The following is a 22,333-nucleotide window of genomic DNA, read 5'->3' on the forward strand; positions in this document are numbered from 1 at the left end:
TTAATCAATCAAGACAAATGAAGTAGCAAGTTGTTATTTTGCTACTTCATAGTTGTCATTAGAAATTATTTTTTGGATGGCTAATCATTTTAGATAATGTTGCATCTTCAGTAGGTTGCCACTTGAAGTTTAACTTTTCGAGTATGAAATTAGTTTTAAAATCTAATACTTCAAAATGAGATTTGTTGAAAATATTGTTGTCTAGTACGCCTGTATGCAATAGGAAATCATTAATTTGGTCGGTCATTACATCTTCTTTAATACAATGCATTAAGTAATCGACAAATTCATTCCATTGTACATCTTCAATATGGTAATTATTTTGATTATACACATGCATCAATTGTTTAAGTGAAAGGTGATGATTATTATATATATGATGAATCTCGTTATTTAGTTGATCATTTTTAATCAATTGACTACATGCTTTAGCTGCCTGATCAACAGGAGTGAATTCTAAGTCATCATTTTCTAAATCTGGGAATATTTCTAGATTTCTAAATGATTTTATAATGCTATAGAAAGCATTGTTTTCTTCATTTTTCTGGAATACGCCTGTACGAGAATCACATTGTAAATTACCTAATCTATAAATATTTGTTTCTACACCTTGCTCTCTACTAGCAATCAATACTTTTTCAGCTTCTATCTTAGTATCTAAGTAAACATTATTCATTACCTGACCTAAATCTAAGTCATGTTCTGAAAATGTTAACTGTGCTTTGTCCTCTACCTTACCTGAAGCGATAGAAATTGTAGACATGTGGTGAATCTCTTTAGATTGATTGTATTTAGCAAATTGAATTAGTTGTTCAATACCACCAACGTTTGCGCCGTATGAAGCATCTGTTGTCGCAAAGTGACTAACATTCGCCGCAGCATTCACAATCATATCAATTTTTTGAGATAAAGACTCGTAAGTCTCTGACGTCATGCCTAGTTTTTCTAACTCGATATTACCTTCAATGATATGGATTCTTTCTGCATACTCAGGATCAATTTGAGATTCAAAGTAATAAACCCAGTTACGATATAGTTTAGTTTCTCCTGAAACTTCTTTATTACTTCTTACCATGACATAAATATTAAAGTCTGTATCTTCTAATAAATTGTTCAACATGTATATACCAAAGAATCCAGTAGCTCCTGTGAGCAATACATTTTTACCTTGTTTAACCGCTCCAGAACTAATAACTTCATAGTTTTCTACACTTTCTTCTTTATATTCATTAATTTCTTGAATAAATTCACTACTGAATTGATGTCCTTGTGTAGTATCTATATTTTTAAGTGTTTCTAACTTAGTTAGAATATTTGTTTGATCTTTTGCAGCTATAGACTCACTGATACGGTCAATCGTTTGTAATTCGAAAATGTCTTTAATTGAAATGTTATATGATTTTGATAATAGCGATGTCAGTTTAATCGCTATGATAGAATCTCCACCAATTTCAAAGAAATTGTCATAAACGCTTATGCTATCAGTATTTAATACTTCTTTCATTGCTTGAACAACATCTGCTTCGATTTCATTTCTAGGTTCAACAAACTCCTGTCTCTCAACTTCAATTTCAGGTAATGCTCGTTTGTTTAACTTACCATTAGATGTAACCGGCAATTGGTCTATTTGTGTCATATAAGCTGGCACCATATAGTCTGGTACTTTGCGTGCAAGTTCAGTCTTAATATCAGCAAATGAAATTGGTTGATCAGCAACAAGATATGCACAAATTGCTAGTTCTTCGCCAGCCATTGGTTTAGCAATAACACCTGCATCAGAAATATTTTCAATACGTAGTAAGTGGCTAGAAATTTCACCAAGTTCAATACGATAACCACGAATCTTAACCTGTTCATCTATACGACCTAAATATTCTATTTCTCCATCTGTTGTCCATTTTGCTAAGTCACCTGTACGGTATACTTTTCCTGTACCAAATGGATTATCAATAAACTGTTGTTGCGTTAATTCTGGACGATTGAGATAACCATTTGTTACAGCAACACCTGCGATACAAAGCTCGCCTGGAACGCCGATACCTGTATGTTGGTTATTATTATTTAGAACATACATTTGAACATTAGCAATTGGTCGACCAATTGTTATAATATCGTACTCCTGAGTTGGTGGTAATGGATTATAAGTTACCTCAATTGATGCTTCTGTCGGACCATATAAATCAATAAGCAATGTATCATTTGGCTGACCAATGATTGAGTTAAAGCGGTTGGCTTGTTCAGATTTTAACGCTTCACCTGTTGCAAGAACTGTATTAATAGATACTATTTCATCCACTTCATTTGTCGATTTAATATAGTCAACAAACACACCTAACATCGAAGGTACAAAATGAATCATAGTGATTGCATGTTGTTGAATTAGCGATGTGATCTTACTTGGGTTTCCTTCTTCTCCAGATGGTAGTAACACGGCTTGCGCACCTACCATAGCGAATCCGAAAATTTCCCAAACTGATACATCAAATGTATATGGTGTTTTAAACATGATGATATCTTCTTGATTAAAGTCATACTCATCAATCATCCAATTCAGACGGTTCAGCACACCTTCATAAGGGACAACCACCCCTTTAGGATTACCTGTTGTACCTGACGTATATATGACATACATTAAATCCGATACATCCGTAATGTGGTTTAAATTGTCCGTTGATAGATTAGCAAGCACATCTTTCTTAGTTACGTCAATTACCTTTCTATCAAACTCAATACTTGTATCTAATGGACGATCTGTAATCAACAATGTCGGTTGACTATCATTCAAAATATAGTTAATACGGTCACTAGGTTGACTAGGATCCATTGGTACATAAGCACCACCAGCTTTTAATATTCCGTATATACTTACCATCATTTCTATACTACGATTTGTCATTAAACCTACAAGTGAATTAGCTTCTACCCCTTCTGCACGTAATCTATGGGCTAGCTGGTTCACACGTACATTAAGTTCTTTGTAAGTTAAACTTTCACCTTCAAATGTGATAGCTGTTTGATCTGGTGTATTTGCAACTTGCTTTTCAAAGCGCTCAACAAATGTTTGCTTATTAGGTAAATCTGCATACGTATCGTTAAATGCACCGAGAATTTGTGTTCTCTCTTCTTCTGTTGTCATATCAATCTCACTGATATTTTGGGCTGGATGTTGTACCACTTCACTTAATATTTTCAGATAGTGATTCAACATACGTTCAACTGTTTGTGGTTCAAATAATTCTGCAGCATATTCTAATGATACTTTGTATGCTTCGTTATCTTCAATCATCATATTTAAATCAAACTTAGCTTTTGTGTTTGTTGCTTGTTTTTCTTTAATGTCCCAATCTTCAATTTGAAGATCTTGTGTTTCATTATTTTGTAACGTGAAGAGCACGTCAAAGAGTGGATTACGTGTTAAATCACGTCTTTCTACAACCTCATCCACTAATTCTTCTAATGGATACTCTTGATTATCATATGCTTTCAGTGCAGTATCTCTCACTTCATCTAAAAATTGATCGAATGCTTTGTTATTTTCAGGATAAGCACGCATTGGCAATGTATTAACAAACATACCTAATAAATTATCTGTATCTTGGTGCGTGCGTCCTGAGATTGGACTACCTATAACCACATCTTCTTGTCTACTATATTTATGCAATAAGATCATAAACGAAGACAATAGAATCATATAATCTGTACTATTAGTTCTTTGAGCCAATTCATGTAATGCATCTCTCGTCTCTTTAGGCATTTCAGCTGATATCGTTTTACCTGTAAAGCTTTGTTGTTTAGGTCTTGAATGATCATAAGGTAAATCTAATACTGGAGCTTCATCTTCGAATTGAGATAACCAGAATGCACGTTGCTCACTTAAATCACGATTATGCATCCATTCACTATAATCTTTGTATTGAACTTTTAGCTTATCTAAAGTTCTTTCATGATATAGTGCGATAAATTCTTTAATAATTAGATTAATAGAGAAACCATCTGAAATAATATGGTGAATATCAAAGAGTAAAATATGACGTTTGTCAGCCAATTTAACGATTTTCACTCTTAATAGTGGTGATTGTTTTAAATTAAATGGTCTTACAAAATCATTTAATAATGTTTCATAATCATCTATATCTGTTTCTTCATAATCTACAGTTATATTTGCCTGTTCATCAATAATTTGTACAGGCTCACCATCTATCGTTTCAAAATGAGTTCTCAATGCTTCGTGACGTTCCACTAAGCTTTGGAATACATCTTCAACACGGGCTACATCAACAAAACCATTAATTTCTAGCATGCTTGGCATGTTGTAAGCCGTTTGACCTTGCACCATTTCATTCAACACATATAAACGTTTTTGTGGAGAGGATGCAAGATAGTATGACTTCGCTTCAGCTGTAGGAATATTTTGTCCATTTAAGCTACTTTCTTGGTCATTTAACACTTTTCCAAGTTGTGCAACCGTAGGGCTTTCAAATATTACTTTTAATGGTAAACGTATACCCGTTTCACCTTCGATTTTATTAATCACATTGATGGCTTTTAGTGAGTGACCTCCTACTTCAAAGAAATTATCATATATACTTACTTGTTCAATATTTAATACTTCACCAAAAATATTTGTGAGCATTTCTTCTATATCATTTGTAGGAGCAACATAATTTTCACTTTCAACCTGGATTTCAGGCAATTGTTTTTTATCTAATTTACCATTTGATGTTACTGGTAAAATATCGATTTGAGTCATATAGGTTGGTACCATATAATCTGGTAAGTTTTGATTAAGTTGTGATTTAATCTCATCGAAGTCAATGCTTTCATCTGAAACTAAATAAGCACAAATCGCTAATTCTTCGCCAGCCATTGGTTTAGCAACAACTGCTACGTCAGAAATTAGATTAATCTGACGTAATAAACTTTCAATTTCACCTAACTCAATACGATAGCCACGAATCTTAACTTGCTCATCAATACGGCCAAGATATTCAACGTTACCTGTCGTACTCCATTTTGCCAAATCGCCCGTACGATATAATTTACCTTCACCAAATGGATTATCAATAAATTTCTCGTCCGTCAAATCAGGTCGATTTAAGTAACCTTTCGTAACACCTACGCCACCGATACATAATTCTCCTGGAACGCCGATGCCCATCAAACTTTCATCTTCATTCATAATATAAGCCTGAATGTTTGCGATTGGGCGACCAATTGGAATCTTGTCATACGTTTCACCCGGTGTACATGGGTAATAAATCACTTCGATTGAAGCCTCTGTTGGACCATATAAATCAATCAATAATGCATTGTTTGGTTCACCAATTAAAGCATTAAATTGATTTACTTGTTCTGCTTTTAACGCTTCACCACTAGCAAGTACATAGTTAACTGTAGCAATAGCTTCTACTCTATTGGTTGATTTAATAAAGTCGATAAACACACCTAACATAGATGGCACAAAGTGAACCATTGTGATGTTGTGATGCTCAATAAGTGAAGTTATTTTTTCAGGGTTACTTTCTTCGCCTGAAGGTAAGAGTATTGCTTGACCACCAACCATAGTTGGTCCGAATATCTCCCAAACAGAAACATCAAACGTAAATGGTGTTTTAAATAAAATCGTATCTTCATTGTTGATGTAATATTTATCAATCATCCAATGCAGACGGTTCATTACACCTTTGTACGGTACCATAACGCCTTTTGGCTTACCTGTTGTACCAGATGTATAAATAACGTACATCAAGTCTGTGACATCTGTAACCTTAGTTAAATTGTCTGTTGATTGTGTCTCTACTATTGAATCATCTGTTAAGTTCAATACAGCTTTATTAAAGTCGATTGTTGCATCTAACGTTTGGTCAGTTAACAGCACGTTTGGTTGACTATCTCCTAAAATGTAGTTGATACGATCACTTGGATAGTTTGGATCAATAGGAACATAAGCACCACCAGCTTTGAGAATACCGTAGATACCAATCATCATTTCTAATCGACGATTGGTCATCAAGCCGACGAGCGTATTAGGTTGAACACCTTCAATACGCAAATAGTTCGCAAGTTGGTTCGCCTTAGCATTTAACATTGCGTAAGTTAGACTTTCGCCCTCGTAGGTAATAGCTATTTCATTAGGTGTCTTAGCTACTTGTGCTTCAAAGATTTCCACAAACGTTTTGTTGTTGTTGAACGGAACCGCTGTATCATTGAATTCATTAAATATTGTAGCCTCTTCTTGTTTGGTAATCATTTGAATATCACTGATTTTTTGTTCAGGTTGTTGAACACTATGCTTCAATATTTCTAAGTAATGATCTAGCATACGTGCTACTGTATCCTGATTAAACAATTCTTCTGCAAACTCCAATGAAATTTTATAACCATCGTCTTCAAAAATCGTCATACTTAAATCAAATTTTGCGTTAGTCGTTGACGGTTCTTTCTGTTCAATAGACCAATCTTCTATTTGGAGACTTTCTGTTTCATTGTTTTGCAATGTGAATAGCACATCAAATAATGGATTACGTGTTAAGTCACGTGTTTCAACTATTTCATCTACAAGCGCTTCTAACGGATATTCTTGATTATCGTAAGCTTTCAATGCAGTATCTTTCACTTCAGAGAGTAATTGGTTAAACGTTTTACTTCTCTCTGGGTATGCACGCATAGCTAACGTATTTACAAACATACCTAGCATATTTTCTGTATCTTTGTGTGTTCTTCCTGAGATAGGACTACCGACAACAATATCTTCTTGGCGACTATACTTATGCAATAGTACATTAAATGAAGCCAATAGAATCATAAAGTCCGTACTACCTGTCGTCTGCGATAACGCTTGTATCTCTTGGCGTAATTCTTCCGGTACTGCCACGCTTACAGATTTTCCAGTGTAACTTTGTTGAATAGCGCGTGCGTGATCATAAGGTAAATCTAGAACCGGTGCATCTTCTTCAAATTGTGATAACCAGAAGGCACGCTGATCACTTAAATCACGTGTATGCATCCATTCACTATAATCTTTATATTGCGCAGTTAAAGTTTCTAACGCTTGCCCATGATATAAAGCAGTAAATTCTTTAATGATTAGGTTAATTGAAAAACCATCAGAGATAATATGATGCATATCAAACAGCAATACGTAACGCTGCTCGGCACATTTAACTACTTTCACTCTAAGTAATGGAGCATGCGCTAAATTGAAAGGTCTAATAAAGCGATTTAAGAGTTGTTCATAGTCTTCAGTTGATACTTCTTCATAATCAACTGTAATGTTTGCCTGTTCATCTATGATTTGAACTGGTTCGCTATCTACCGTATCAAAATGCGTTCTCAATCCTTCATGACGATTCACTAAGCTTTGGAATGCACTTTGTACACGTTCAACATCTACTTCTCCACGAACTTCTAACATACTTGGCATATTATAAGCCGTTTGACCATCCATCATTTCATTTAAAACATAAAGACGTTTTTGTGGTGAAGATGCTAAATAGTGCGCTTTTGTTTCTGCCAATGGTATAGTTTGGCTACTTAATTCGCCAGCATGATTACCAATTGCTTTAGCCAATTGTGATACTGTTGGATTTTCGAAAATAGCTTTCAATGGTATACGTACAGACATCTTGCTTTCAATTTCATTAATTACGCTAATCGCTCTTAATGAATGTCCGCCTATTTCAAAGAAATTATCCAAAGCACTAACGTTATCAAGATTTAACACTTCACCATACACTTCTGCAATCGTCGCTTCTGTTGCATTTCTTGGTTCCACGTAGACTTTGTTTTCAAGCTTAATTTTTGGCAATCCTTTTTTATCTAATTTACCGTTCGCTGTCACTGGTAAACTGTCAATTTGCATCATCAATGTAGGAATCATATAGTCAGGTAATTGTTTTCCAAGCGTAGTTTTAATGGAATCAAAATCTACTACATCGTCTGAAACTACATATGCGGCAATCATTAAATCTGCATTATTTTCGTCTGATTGTGTAACTACTGCAACTTCTGAAATGTTATCAATTTGAGCAATTGAACTTTCGATTTCGCCAAGTTCAATACGATAGCCACGGATTTTAACTTGCTCATCAATACGTCCGATGTAATCAAGAAGACCATCTTTCGACCATTTTACTAAATCTCCAGTACGATACATTTTCCCTTCACCGAATGGATTATCTACATATTTTTCAGCAGTTAACTCTGGTCTGTTTAAGTAACCATTTGTTACAGCCGTACCTCCTATACAAAGTTCACCTGGTACCCCAATACCTAATAAATTATTATCTTCATTCATAATATATGCTTGAGAATTAGCTATAGGTTTACCAATAGGTACTTCTGTGTATGACTGACCTGCAAAGACAGGATAGTATGTTACCTCAACCGTCGCTTCCGTAGGTCCATATAAATTGTAAAGTAATGTATGATTTCTTGAACCAACTAAATCATTAAATTGGTTAACGTGATCTACTTTTAATGCTTCACCACTTGTAAATACATGATTTAATGAGGCAATTTCAGACGTCTTATGACTTGTTTTGATGAAATCGATAAAGACACTTAACATTGATGGAACAAAATGCGTCATTGTGATATCGTGTTGATCGATTACGGAAGCGATCTTCTCTGGGTTACTTTCTTCTCCTGAGCGTAACATGATAATTTCTCCGCCCATGACTGCCCAACCAAAGACTTCCCAAATAGATACGTCAAAAGTAAATGGTGTTTTAAATAATATCTTATCTTCTGTACCTAAACCGAAATAATCAACCATCCAGTTCAAGCGATTCATAACACTACTGTAAGATACCATAACACCCTTAGGTTTACCTGTCGTACCTGATGTATAGATGATATACATTAAGTTTGTTTCATCTATTACAAGAGGCAGATTCTCAGTTGGTAAATTATTAAGAGATGCATTATTTGTTAGTTTAATGATTTCATTATCGAATTTAATACCATAGTCTATTTTTTCATCTGTTAGTAAGACACGCGGATTACTATCTTTCAAGATGAAGTTCGTACGTTCATGCGGATGATTTGGATCTAACGGCACATAAGCGCCACCAGCTTTCAATATACCGTATATACCAATTATCATTTCTAAACGACGTTGCGACATAATACCGACTAAATCATTTGGTTTCACACCTTCATTGCGTAATTGATATGCTACTTGGTTCGCACGTTCATTTAACGCTTGATAAGTTAAGTGTTCACCTTCAAATGTGATGGCAGTTTTATTTGGAGTTTGTTCTACTTGTTTTTCAAAGCGTTCTACAAACGTCACAGTATTATTTAATTCTAATTCTGTATCATTAAATTGATTTAGAATTATTTCTCTTTCAGCATCAGTAATTATTTCAATATCACTGATATTCTGTTCAGGACGACGCACCACACTAGAAATTATTTCTACAAAGTGTGATAACATGCGCTCTACTGTATCTTCACTAAATAACTCTTGTGCATATTCTAATGAAACTTTATAGTCTTCGTTTTCATGAATTGTCATACTCAAGTCAAATTTTGCATTTGTATTTGAAGTTTCTTTTTTCTGTATTAACCAATCATCTATTTGTAAGCTTTGCTTTTCATTATTTTGTAACGTGAACAACACATCAAATAAAGGATTACGTGTTAAATCACGTTTTTCTACAACTTCATCTAACAATGCTTCTAAAGGATATTCTTGGTTATCGTAAGCTTTTAAAGCTAACTCCCTAACTTCATCTAATAATTGGCTAAATGTTTTATTTCTTTCTGGATACGAACGCATTGCTAAAGTATTAACAAACATACCTAGCATATCCTCAGTATCTCTATGTGTGCGTCCTGAAATAGGACTACCTACGACAACATCCTCTTGTCTACTATATTTATGCAATAGCACCATGAATGATGACAATAGAATCATATAATCCGTACTACCTGTTGTTTGAGACAATTGATGGATAGCTTTTTGAACGTCCTCAGGCATTTCCACACTCACTGTTTTTCCAGTAAAGCTTTGTTGATTAGGTCTAGCGTAATCATAAGGTAAATCTAAGACCGGCGCTTCATCTTCAAATTGAGATAACCAAAATTCACGTTGGTCGTTTAAGTCACGTGCTTGCATCCACTCACTATAATCTTTGTATTGTACGCTTAATGGCTCTAACGCTTGTTCATGATATAAAGCAGAGAATTCTTTCATGATGATGTTGATTGAGAAACCATCAGAAATAATATGATGCATGTCATAAAGTAGTACATAGCGTTGTTCATCTATTTTAGCTATTTTAACTCTTAATAACGGAGCTTGACCTAAATCAAACGGTTGGACAAATTCATTTAGTAAAGCAAATTCGTCTTCTTCATTAATTTCTTGGTAATCTACAACGATAGTTGCTGAGTCATTAATTACTTGAACCGGCTCGCCTTTTATCGTTTCAAAATGTGTTCTCAACGCTTCGTGACGATCTACTAATTTTTGGAATACATCTTCTACACGTGATACATCAACATTGCCTTGAATTTCTAACATGCTCGGCATATTATACGCTGTTTGACCATCTACCATTTCATTTAAAACATATAAACGTTTTTGTGGTGAAGATGCTAAGTAATACGGTTTACTTTCAGCTTGAGGGATACTTTGACTATTTCCATTATCAGTATATGCGTCAACTACTTTTGCAAGTTGTGCAATAGTCGGACTTTCAAACACTAACTTCAATGGTAATCGTTTACCTACTTCACTCTCAATCTTATTAATAATACCGATTGCTTTTAGCGAATGACCACCAATTTCAAAGAAGTTATCATTTGTACTTACCTTATCAATATTTAAAACAGACTCAAAAATAGAAGCTAACATAGATTCTGTTTCTGTTTCAGGCGCCACATAAACCTTACCTTCAACTTTAATTTCTGGTAGCGCACGTTTGTTTAACTTACCACTTGAAGATACTGGCAGTTCATCTATTTGAGTCATATAAGAAGGAACCATATAGTCTGGTAATTTATGATTTAATTCCGTTTTTACTGTATCAAAGTCAATAACTTGATCCGACACTATATAAACACAAATTGCTAATTCACCATCAACCATAGGTTTCGTGATAACTGCTACATCTAAAATAGCCTTATTCTGACGTAAGACACTTTCAATTTCGCCTAATTCAATGCGGTAACCACGAATTTTAACTTGTTCATCGATACGGCCAGAGTATGAAATATTACCGTCAGCATTCCATCGAGCTAAATCTCCTGTACGATACAGTTTACCTTCACCAAATGGGTTGTCGACAAATTTTTCTTGTGTTAATTCAGGACGGTTTAAATAACCTTCTGTAACATTGACCCCGCCTATTACAAGTTCTCCAGAAACACCAATACCCATAACATGGTTATCTTCATCTAAAATATAAGCTTGTGTATTGGCAATTGGTTTACCGATTGGAATATTCGTATAGTGAACATCACTATATGTTTCAAAACTTGTCACATCAATCGTTGCTTCAGTAGGACCATACAAGTTAATCAATTGCGTATTATTTTTTCCACCTATATATTCATTAAACTCGTTTACTAATTCGGGTTTAAGTGCCTCACCACTTGCTAATACATATCTTAAGCTAGAAACTAAGTGTGCTTGCTTTGTACCTTTAATGTAATTGATAAATACATTAAACATAGATGGCACAAAGTGGACCATTGTTGCTTCAGATGTTTGTATTAGAGAAGTAATTTGTTCAGGATTACCTTCTTCGCCTGATGGTAATAGCACAGCTTGTGCACCAACCATTGCAAAACCGAAAATTTCCCAAACTGATACATCGAAAGTAAATGGCGTCTTGAAACAAATAATATCATCACTATCGATATGATATTTATCATAAACCCAGTTCAGTCTATTCATTACACTTTCACCAGCAACTAAAACACCTTTCGGACGGCCAGTTGTTCCTGATGTATAAATAACATACATCAAATTAGAGACATCAGTGATGTGTTCTAAATTAGTTGTCGGCAATGTTTTCAGCACTTGGTTCTTAGTAATATCAATTACTGTATTATCATAAGCAATGTCACTATCTGGTGTTCTATCCGTCAATAATACAGTTGCTTGACTATCCTCTAAAATATAATTAATACGGTCTTTAGGATAATTTGGATCCACAGGTACATATGCGCCACCCGCTTTAAGAATACCGTATATGCCGATAATCATTTCTAAGCGACGATTTGTCATTAATGCGACAAGAGAATTTGCTTTCACGCCCTCATTACGTAATTGATACGCTAATTGGTTAGCACGTTCATTTAACGCGTGGTAACTTAAGCTTTCACCTTCATATGAAATTGCCGTTTTGTCTGGTGTCTTCGCAACTTGATTTTCAAAGCGTTCAACAAATGTTTGCGTGTTATTAAATGGTACCGTCGTATTATTAAAGTCATTAAAGATAACATCTCTTTCATTTTGTGTCACCATTTCAATTTCACTAATCTTAGATGTTGGTTGATCTGCAATGTTTGAAAGTAATTCCATAAAATGTGTTAACATACGCTCAATCGTATCTTGTTCAAATAATTCTTGTGCGTATTCTAAGGCAATTTTATAACCATTATTGTCATAAACCGTCATACTCAAATCAAATTTTGCATTAGTAAACGAAGCCTCTTTTTGCTCTGTTGACCAATCATCGATTTGGAAGCTTTCATTTTCATTGTTTTGTAATGTGAAGAGCACATCAAATAATGGATTACGTGTTAAATCACGCTTTTCTACAATTTCGTCTACAAGTGCCTCTAATGGATATTCTTGGTTATCAAAAGCTTGTAATGATGTATCTTTAACTTCTGCTAACAATTGTTCAAATGACTTGTTACGTTCTGGATTAGAACGCATTGCCAACGTATTAACAAACATACCTAACATATTTTCTGTATCTTTGTGCGTACGACCAGAAATTGGACTACCTACAACAATATCTTCTTGTCTACTATATTTATGCAATAGCACCATAAATGCTGACAATAGAATCATATAATCTGTACTACCCGTAGCTTGAGACAGTTGATTAATAGCATTTCTTGTCTTTTCTGGCATGTCCATACTTACTGTTCTACCTGTAAAGCTCTGTTGATTTGGTCTAACATAATCGTATGGTAAGTCTAGTACTGGTGCTTCCTCTTCAAATTGAGATACCCAGAATTGACGTTGTTCATCTAAATCACGCGAACGCATCCACTCACTATAATCTTTGTATTGTACTGTTAATTCATCTAATGTACGGCCTTTATACAGTGCTGTGAACTCTTTGATAATGAGATTAATAGAGAAACCATCAGAAATAATATGATGCATATCAAATAATAAAATGTATTGTTTTTCTGCACATTTAACAACTTTAACTCTTAATAAAGGTGCAGTTGTTAAATCAAACGGTTTAACAAAATCACTCAACAACGTATCATAATCTTCCGTTTGCGTTTCTTCATAATCAATCTGAATGCTACCTTCATTATCAATGATTTGAACTGGTTCACCATCGATAGTATCAAAGTGTGTTCTCAATGCTTCATGACGATTCACTAATGCTTGGAATGTATTTCTCACACGTTCTACATCAACCTCGCCTCGGATCTCTAACATACTCGCCATATTGTAAGCGGTTTGTCCCTCTACCATTTCATTTAAAACATATAAACGTTTTTGTGGTGAAGAAGTTAGATAATACGGTTTAGTTTCTGCTAAAGGAATACGGCGTTCAATCGCATCGCTCACTTCATTATCAATCACTTTTGAAAGCAAAGCAGCTGTTGGATTATCAAAGATTTTTTTCAGAGGTAAACGCTTATTAGTTTTACTTTCAATTTCATTTATTACACTAATTGCTTTAAGTGAATGTCCACCAATTTCAAAGAAGTTATCAAAGATACTTACGCGTTCTACATTTAATGTAGCGCTAAATATATCAACAACCATTGTTTCCATATCATTTCTAGGCGCAACATATTCTAAGTTTCCTACTTTTATTTCTGGTAAGGCTTTTTTATTTAACTTACCACTTGAAGATACTGGTAACTCATCAACTTGCATCATATAAGTTGGCACCATATATTCAGGTAATTGTTGGCTCAATTCAGCTTTTAATGCTTCGAAATCTATCGTTTGCTCTGAAACAATATAAGTACAAATCGATAACTCATCATCTATAATCGGCTTAGCAACAACTGCAACATTTAAAATGGCATCGTTCTTACGCAAGATGCTCTCAATTTCACCTAATTCAATGCGGTAACCACGAATTTTAACTTGCTCATCTATACGGCCTAGATAAGAAATATTGCCGTCACTATTCCATTGAGCCAAATCACCTGTACGGTATATTTTGCCCTCTCCAAATGGATTATCAACAAATTTTTCTTGTGTTAATTCAGGACGGTTCAAGTAACCTCTTGTAACGTTGATGCCCCCGATACACAATTCACCGGGTACGCCAATGCCCATTACATTATTATCTTCATTTAAAATATAAGCTTGTGTATTCGCAATCGGCTTACCAATTGGCACTACATCGTATTTAACATTATGGTCAAAGTCAAAACTCGTAACATCAATTGTTGCTTCTGTTGGGCCATATAAATTAATTAATTGTGTGTTATTTTTACTACCAATAAGCTCGTTAAATTGATTTACGATACTCGGTTTTAACGCTTCTCCACTCGCTAAGACATATCTTAGACTCGAAATCATTTGTGTTTGGTTTGTCGCTTTAATAAAGTTAATAAACACGTTAAACATAGATGGCACAAAGTGGACCATTGTAGGCGTGTCATTTTGTATAACTGAGGTGATTTTTTCAGGATTACCTTCTTCACCTGAAGGTAATAGTACTGCTTGGGCACCAATCATTCCGAAGCCAAATACTTCCCATACAGATACGTCAAACGTAAATGGTGTTTTGAAGAAGACTATATCTTCATTACCAATTCCATACTTATCTATAAGCCAATTCAAACGGTTCATTAAACTTTCTCCTGAAACAAGAACTCCTTTAGGCTTACCTGTTGTACCTGATGTATAGATAACATACATTAAATTGTTCACATCTGTAATATGTTCTAAATTGTCAGTAGGAAGTGATGCTAATGTCTCATTATCAGAGATATCAATTACTTTGTGATCATATGAGATTGTTTCTTGTAGCGCATTATCTGTCAAGAGTACTGTTGCTTGGCTATCTTCTAAAATGTAGTTAATACGATCTGCTGGATAATTAGGGTCTATTGGAACATAAGCACCACCTGCTTTGATAATTCCATAGATAGCCACTAACATTTCTAAGCTTCTGTTAGCCATTACAGCAACAAGTGATTCTGCTTCGACACCTTCAGAACGCAAACGATATGCCATTTGATTGACCTTGGCATTGAACGCTTTATAAGTTAGACTTTCCCCTTCATATTTGATTGCTGTTTTGTTCGGAAATTTAGATACTTGTTCTTCAAATCGTTCGATAAATGATTGACTGTTATTCAATGCTAAATCTGTATTGTTAAAGTCATTTAAAATCGTTTCTCTTTCTTCACCAGAAACAATTTCAATGTCTTTAATTTTGCGTTCCGGTGCTTCAATCATGCTGTTCAAGACATGTAAAATCGTCTCATGTAATTGATAAACACCTGCTTCATCCAATACATCAATTTGATAATCATAATCTATATCTAAGCCATTTTTACTACTTCTATTACTGATGTTAACACTTAATGGCGCATTGTTTGTCCCATTGTCTAACCATTCATCTAGGAAACCATCATTCATAAATTCAGCATCGTATTGTGCATTTTGGAAGGACACAAAGCAATCTACTAAACCTTTTTTATTCCCACTATTTTCAACAATATACTCGTATGGGTATTTTCTATGTTTTAATACATTAAGACTTTCCAGCTTAATCTTGTTTAAGTAAGATTTAACAGTTGCTTCTTTGTCCATTTCAACGATTATGGGTAATACTCTTGAAAATACTCCTGTGGAAGTTTTTTCTTTTCGATTATTCCTATTATGTATTAGTAATCCAACAGAATTAATTTTAGACAATGTTTTTTTATGTTTAATTACATGCATAATTGCTGAAAAAAGGTTACTAATACTCACATCATTTTCTTCACAGAAACGTTTAACATTTTCAGCATCTTGATCTAGCAAGTTAATACTTATTCTCTTACCGACTGCACTGTCCAATGTTGTCTTCTCAAAGAGAATGTTGTCTTCGAAATTTTCTAATTTTTGCAACCAAAAATCTTTATCTTTTGTGAAACGTTTAGTTGTTTCATAATCCATTTCTGTAGAAATTGCTTCAAAATAGGCAGCACTTTCTGTCTCTTTATCTTCTTTACCCACTAATTTTTTAGATAAGTTATCTACAACGATTGTTACACCCCATGCATCACTGATTAAATGGTGTTGTAACAAGAATATTACATAATGTCCCTGAGGCGCTTTCGCTATAATCACTCTATAAAGTGGTTCATCTAAATTAAAGATATTCATAGTAGCACTTTCTCGAACCCACTTATCATAGCCAACTTCATCTTGATAAAAATCTACAAACTCAAAATCTTGATGTTCATAGTCCACTAGATACTGTTTGTATTCTCCTTCTTCTCTAGTAACTCTTATTCTTAATGTATCATGTTGCTCTATGATTTTATTGAAGGCTTCATTTACTTCGTCATATCCTAAACCATTGTTCATATGAACAATACCAGCAATATTATTAATGCTAGTGTTCTCATAAAATTGTTCTATTTGTAAAATTTCCTTTTGTGCGTATGATAACAATTTTTTATTTGCCAATTAAAGCTGCCCCCCTATAAATATATAGTACATAACTTATAATAATATTATTTAAAGCATTCTTCAATGATATTATATTTTTTATTTACAATACAGTTAAATAAATTCCCATTTATCATTTGTTTAAACATTCATAAATATAAAGTTATTCATTTTAATTTAGAAACAAATAATTACTTTAATTAATTATAATCTTACATTAAACTTTATTTAATCATAAAGTAATAATACACTCTTTAATTGTGCTTAATTCTATTGTAAAATTCTGATTTTTCAGTTAATTTTAAGCGTAACTTTTTATTAAACTCGATTTCTATCATGTGCTTACAACTTATCCTCAGTTCAATAAATATATTTATAAAAACAAAAAATACACCTTCAACACTTGAAGGCGTATTCGTTATCATATTATACTTCACACATTTACACACACATATAATATAATTTCACACATTTTAATATACTTCTAAACAGTCTACACAACATTCACACAATGTTTGTAGATTAGAACGGTAAATCGTCATCACTAATATCAATAGGTCCGTTTGCATTTGCAAATGGATTATCTGATTGATTATTATTTGATGTATTGTTGTTATTATTATTGTTATTTTGATATGACGATGTATTTTGTCCTGATTGTTGTCCACCAAAGTTTTGGAAATTATTATTCCCTTCTTGGCCATGACGTTGGTTTTGATTTTTAGGTTCAAGGAATTGAACACTATCACAAACTACTTCAGTTACAAAAATACGACGTCCTTCTTGGTTTTCATAGCTACGTGATTGAATGCGACCGTCAACGCCAGCTAAACTACCTTTGAATAAGTAGTTATTTACATTATCTGCTTGTTTTCTAAAAACGACACAATTAATGAAATCTGCTTCGCGTTCCCCTTGCGCATTTGTAAACGTACGGTTTACTGCTAGAGTAAAAGTCGCAACACTCACGCCTGAGGGTGTTGTTCTATATTCTGGATCTTTCGTTAAACGACCGACTAAAACAACTCTATTTATCATTTAAACGACCCCCATCTATTATTTTCTTGTCTTATCTTCGTCTTCACGAATTACGATATAACGGATTACATCGTCTGAAATTTTAGCTAAACGTTGGAATTCGTCAGTAGCTTCGTTATCAGAAGTTTGGATACGTACGATATTGTAGTAACCTTCACTGAAATCATTGATTTCGTAAGCTAAACGGCGTTTGCCCCAATCCTTAACTTCTAAAACTTCTGATCCTTGAGAAGCTAAAATTCCGTTGAAACGTTCAACGACAGCTTTTTTAGCATCTTCTTCAATGTTTGGACGAACGATGTACATAACTTCATATGTTCTCATTTTATAATTGCACCTCCTTGTGGTCTATGCGGCTCATCATCATTATGTGACAAGCAAGGAATAATTTTCATTACTCACAATCAAGAATTATAGCACAAGCCTTTACTTTTTACAATGGTTATCCATCTTTAGCAATTGCTTAATTTCATATGAATGTTTCATATGAAACATTAGAAAATATTGATTTTACAATAGCTATTTCTCATATATAGACATTCGCTTACTTTAATAATGTATAAATTGACACCATTTCATACATTTAAATTTATAAATTACAATTCATTATTTTAATAAAAAATAAATGTCATTTAAGGTAAGGTTGAAAATCCACTTTAATTCTACTAGCATAACCACTATGTTCGTTTTTTATATTTTTAACCACTTTATTTTAGTGATAATTTCAAATACATAAACAAAGGAGTATGTTATGGTTTCTGCAATTAAGAAAGGATTCGTTACAATGTGTGTATTATTTGCATCAACAGCAACGATTAACTCTGCTTATGCAGCTGATAATACCTCAAGCCAAAAAGGGACAATGGGATATGGATACCAGCAATATTTGAATAAACATCCAGAAAAAGGTACAAATCAAGAGACAGCAACCCGGTCTAATGATATTCAATCAGAAGCTGGAACTACACAAAATGGTGAACGTATTTTAGATATTTCTGAATGGCAAGGCGATTTGACTGATCAAGAAGTAAAAGACTTAAAAGCAAACTACGACTTCATTATCATTAGAGCCCAATACGGTTCAGAAAAAATAGACGAGTCCTTAGAACACAATTCTGATTTATTAGACAAACACGACTTAGACTTCGGTGTATATTCATATAGTATGTATGAAAATCCTGATGACGCACGTTATGAGGCACAAACTTTATATAACCGAGCCCCAAAAGCAAGTTTTTATATAAATGATTTCGAACAAAATTCAGTTACTTCTGGCACTACCGAAGAGAGCACGGATGCTTGGTATGACGAAATGAAAGGTTTAGCTGGAAATAAAAAAGTACTATTTTATTCATACGAAAATTTCATGTTAGAACATGCTGAACAATCTGTAGAAAATTATGATGGCTACTGGATGGCTAACTACAACCCAGGTCAGCCTACTCGCGACCATGTTTTATGGCAGTATACTGATAGCTACGCTTCCCCTGAGTTAAATCAAGAAGTAGATGCGAATTATACAGGACCAAATGTTAGTACCGATTGGTTCATCTCTTAACCTTTATAAACATAGTAAAGGGAGTAGATCTTAAACTATTACCAATATAATGATTAAGGCTGGAACAATTTAAGTTGTCCCAGCCTGTTTTATAATATTGAGATATTTATATCCCAGTATGCCAATATATCATTTGGAGGCTAATTGTTTTACACGTTAAATCTAAAGTGTACAACGTCGCCATCTTTCATAATGTATTCTTTACCTTCTAAACGCTGTTTACCAGCATCTTTGGCACCATTTTCACCGTTAAATTCAACGTAGTCGTCATAACTAGTAACCTCTGCACGAATAAAACCACGTTCAAAATCCGTATGAATAATACCCGCACATTGTGGCGCAGTCATACCTTTAATGAATGTCCATGCACGTACTTCTTGTACACCTGCTGTAAAGTAAGTAGCAAGACCAAGCAAATCATAAGTTGTACGAATTAAACGATCAAGACCTGGTTCTTCAATACCTAAATCTTCTAAGAACATTTCTCTATCTTCATCTTCAAGTACAGCTATTTCCTCTTCAATCTTAGCACTGATTACGATAACTTCAGAATCCTCTTTCGCTGCATATTCACGGATAGTTTTTACTTTTTCATTATCTTCATCGCCAATTTCGTCTTCGCCCACGTTAGCGATATATAACATTTCTTTAGATGTTAATAACTGAGCCTGATTCACATATTTTTGATCTTCTTCTGTAAATTCCAAGCTTCTTACAGGGTTGCCTTCTTCTAAAGCTTCTTTAATTCTTGATAAAATACGCGTTTCATTAACTGCATCTTTATCTTTTTGACGTGCCATTTTTTCTAATTTTGGTAAACGCTTGTCTACAGATTCTAAATCTGCTAATACGAGCTCCATATTAATAACTTCAATGTCATCAATCGGATCTACACGACCAGAAACATGTGTAACATTGTCATCATCAAAAGCACGAACAACTTGGCAAATCGCATCTACTTCACGGATATGAGATAAGAATTTATTACCTAAACCTTCCCCTTTAGAAGCACCTTTAACAATACCTGCAATATCGGTAAATTCGAATGTAGTTGGAATTGTTTTTTTCGGTTCTACCATTTCTGTTAACACGTCTAATCTACTATCTGGCACTTCCACTATGCCTACGTTAGGGTCAATTGTTGCGAATGGGTAGTTTGCTGCAAGTGCACCTGCTTTTGTAATTGCATTAAAAAGTGTGGACTTTCCTACGTTTGGTAAGCCGACAATACCTGCTGTTAAAGCCATTATTCATTCTCCTTATCGGTAGTATCTTGTTGTGATACCACAATTTTTTTTAGTTTTTTATTAAATGTTTGTCTAGGAATCATAATACTGCGCTGACAGTTTTCACATTTTATTCGGATGTCTGCACCTACACGAATGATTTTAAAACGATTCGTACCACATGCATGCTGTTTTTTCATTTCTACAATATCATTCAAACCGTAATTGGATGTCATTCTGTAACACCTCCGACCGTCTTATGCATTATTTTGTTGATTTGCTTCGTATTGTACCATCATTGGCTGCGGCATTTTAATTTCTTTAAGTTTGAATAATTTCAATATTTCTTTTCTTAAAATGCGTGCACCTGTAAAGCCTTCTCCAGGTATCGTCTCTGCAGAAATACGCAATACGATTTCATTATTTGTGATGGAATTTATACCAACAACCTCTGGCGTAGATATAAATAAATAGTATTTCGAGCGAATTGCCTCAAAAGAATCATTTAATTCATCTTCCACTTTATCAATATCTTCTGTTATAGAAACTGGAATTTCTACTATTGCTTCGCCATTTATCACGGAGTAATTCGTAATTTCACCAACACTACCATTAGGTAATGTAGTCAGCTCACCAGAAATAGTATTAATACGCATGGATCTTAACCCTATTGATTTAACAGTACCTTCTGCTACTGGAGCTCCACTATTACTAATTTTAACATAGTCTCCTACATCAAATTGGTTTTCAAAAATAATAAAGAACCCAGTAATAATATCTTTAACTACTGTTTGTGCGCCAAAACCAACGGCTAGTCCAACGACACCGGCACTTGCTATAATGCCTCCTACGCTGATACCAAACTTACTTAAAATCGTAGTCAACACTATAAACCATACCACATATGAGACTACGTTTTGCACTAATGATATTAAAGTTTTTGAACGTTTTTTATTACCATTCTTGCTTTTATTTTGAATTTTAAAGAACTGCGCGATACCTTTATTCACAAAATGTAAGATAATCCATGCTGCCACTACGTAAACTATTATCATTATTAAATTAGAGAGTAATGATTGATATGTTTCTGGCTGCAATAATGGCTCTATTATAGAATAGAGAATATTTTTCACTTGATCCAACTATATTTCCTCCTTAACGCAACTTTACTTCATTTTATTATAACCTTTTTAAAGGTAAAACAAATCCAACTTTCGCTCTAAATTAAAACCTTATCCACGATTTATGCTACTACTTAATTGCAGTAAAAGTTAACCTCATCTAGTTTATTAAAAATATAAACATTAGCAAAGTATTTAAGCATAATTATCACGTTATTTTTAACGTTTGTTGTTAAAAAATGGCAAAAGAAAAAGAACCATAATTAAAAATTATGATCCTTTAACACCCAATTAGCAATATTACTATAAACTTTCTTAATAATTCAAGTGTATTTTTATTTTTTATTTTTATAGAATAGCAGAAATTCAAATTACGTGATGTATAAAAATAATCGATTTTAATTAATCATATTTTTATGTGAATCGCTTAATAGACGAGAGTATAAAATTACATATAATTAATTTTTAAATAATTTTTATATATTAACATTTACGCATTGTTTTTGTGCAGTTAGGGAATTTTCGCCAAAAATTTATTCAATTATTATAATAT

Annotated in this window: 7 protein-coding genes; 1 reads left to right on the plus strand and 6 read right to left on the minus strand. The window is 33.7% G+C overall.

The genetic code is table 11. The annotated features are described in order from the left end of the window. Window positions 1-58 precede the first annotated feature (58 nt). The 3 genes from LG295_RS13110 to rpsF form a co-directional block, all read right to left on the minus strand. Window positions 59-16,855 carry a non-ribosomal peptide synthase/polyketide synthase gene (locus tag LG295_RS13110; protein ID WP_318832442.1) on the minus strand — a complete coding sequence of 5,599 codons (16,797 nt, stop codon included), beginning with the start codon at window positions 16,853-16,855 and terminating at the stop codon, window positions 59-61. Window positions 16,856-17,359: 504 nt separating this feature from the next. Beyond that, complete coding sequence (gene ssb / locus LG295_RS13115) at window positions 17,360-17,875, minus strand: single-stranded DNA-binding protein (RefSeq protein WP_039069219.1); 516 nt, start codon at window positions 17,873-17,875, stop codon at window positions 17,360-17,362. Window positions 17,876-17,893: 18 nt separating this feature from the next. Continuing rightward, window positions 17,894-18,199, minus strand: coding sequence for a 30S ribosomal protein S6 (gene rpsF, locus LG295_RS13120; protein WP_107531107.1), 306 nt, complete (start codon window positions 18,197-18,199; stop codon window positions 17,894-17,896). Between the two features lie 427 nt (window positions 18,200-18,626). Between rpsF and LG295_RS13125 the strand changes: the two genes are divergently transcribed. Then, complete coding sequence (locus LG295_RS13125; RefSeq protein ID WP_107557801.1) at window positions 18,627-19,433, plus strand: GH25 family lysozyme; 807 nt, start codon at window positions 18,627-18,629, stop codon at window positions 19,431-19,433. A gap of 149 nt (window positions 19,434-19,582) precedes the next feature. Here LG295_RS13125 and ychF read toward each other — a convergent pair whose 3' ends face one another. The 3 genes from ychF to LG295_RS13140 are packed head-to-tail and all read right to left on the minus strand — an operon-like array spanning window position 19,583 to window position 21,801. Then, complete coding sequence (ychF, locus tag LG295_RS13130; protein ID WP_107554731.1) at window positions 19,583-20,680, minus strand: redox-regulated ATPase YchF; 1,098 nt, start codon at window positions 20,678-20,680, stop codon at window positions 19,583-19,585. After that, window positions 20,680-20,895, minus strand: coding sequence for a DUF951 domain-containing protein (locus tag LG295_RS13135; RefSeq protein ID WP_017723390.1), 216 nt, complete (start codon window positions 20,893-20,895; stop codon window positions 20,680-20,682). The genes ychF and LG295_RS13135 overlap by 1 nt, the downstream gene beginning before the upstream one ends. A 21-nt stretch (window positions 20,896-20,916) precedes the next feature. Further along, a complete protein-coding gene (locus LG295_RS13140) occupies window positions 20,917-21,801 on the minus strand; it encodes a mechanosensitive ion channel family protein (protein WP_107557802.1) in 885 nt (294 codons plus the stop codon). Window positions 21,802-22,333 lie beyond the last annotated feature (532 nt).

This window comes from Staphylococcus pseudoxylosus (assembly GCF_044794325.1).
Lineage (GTDB): Bacteria > Bacillota > Bacilli > Staphylococcales > Staphylococcaceae > Staphylococcus > Staphylococcus pseudoxylosus.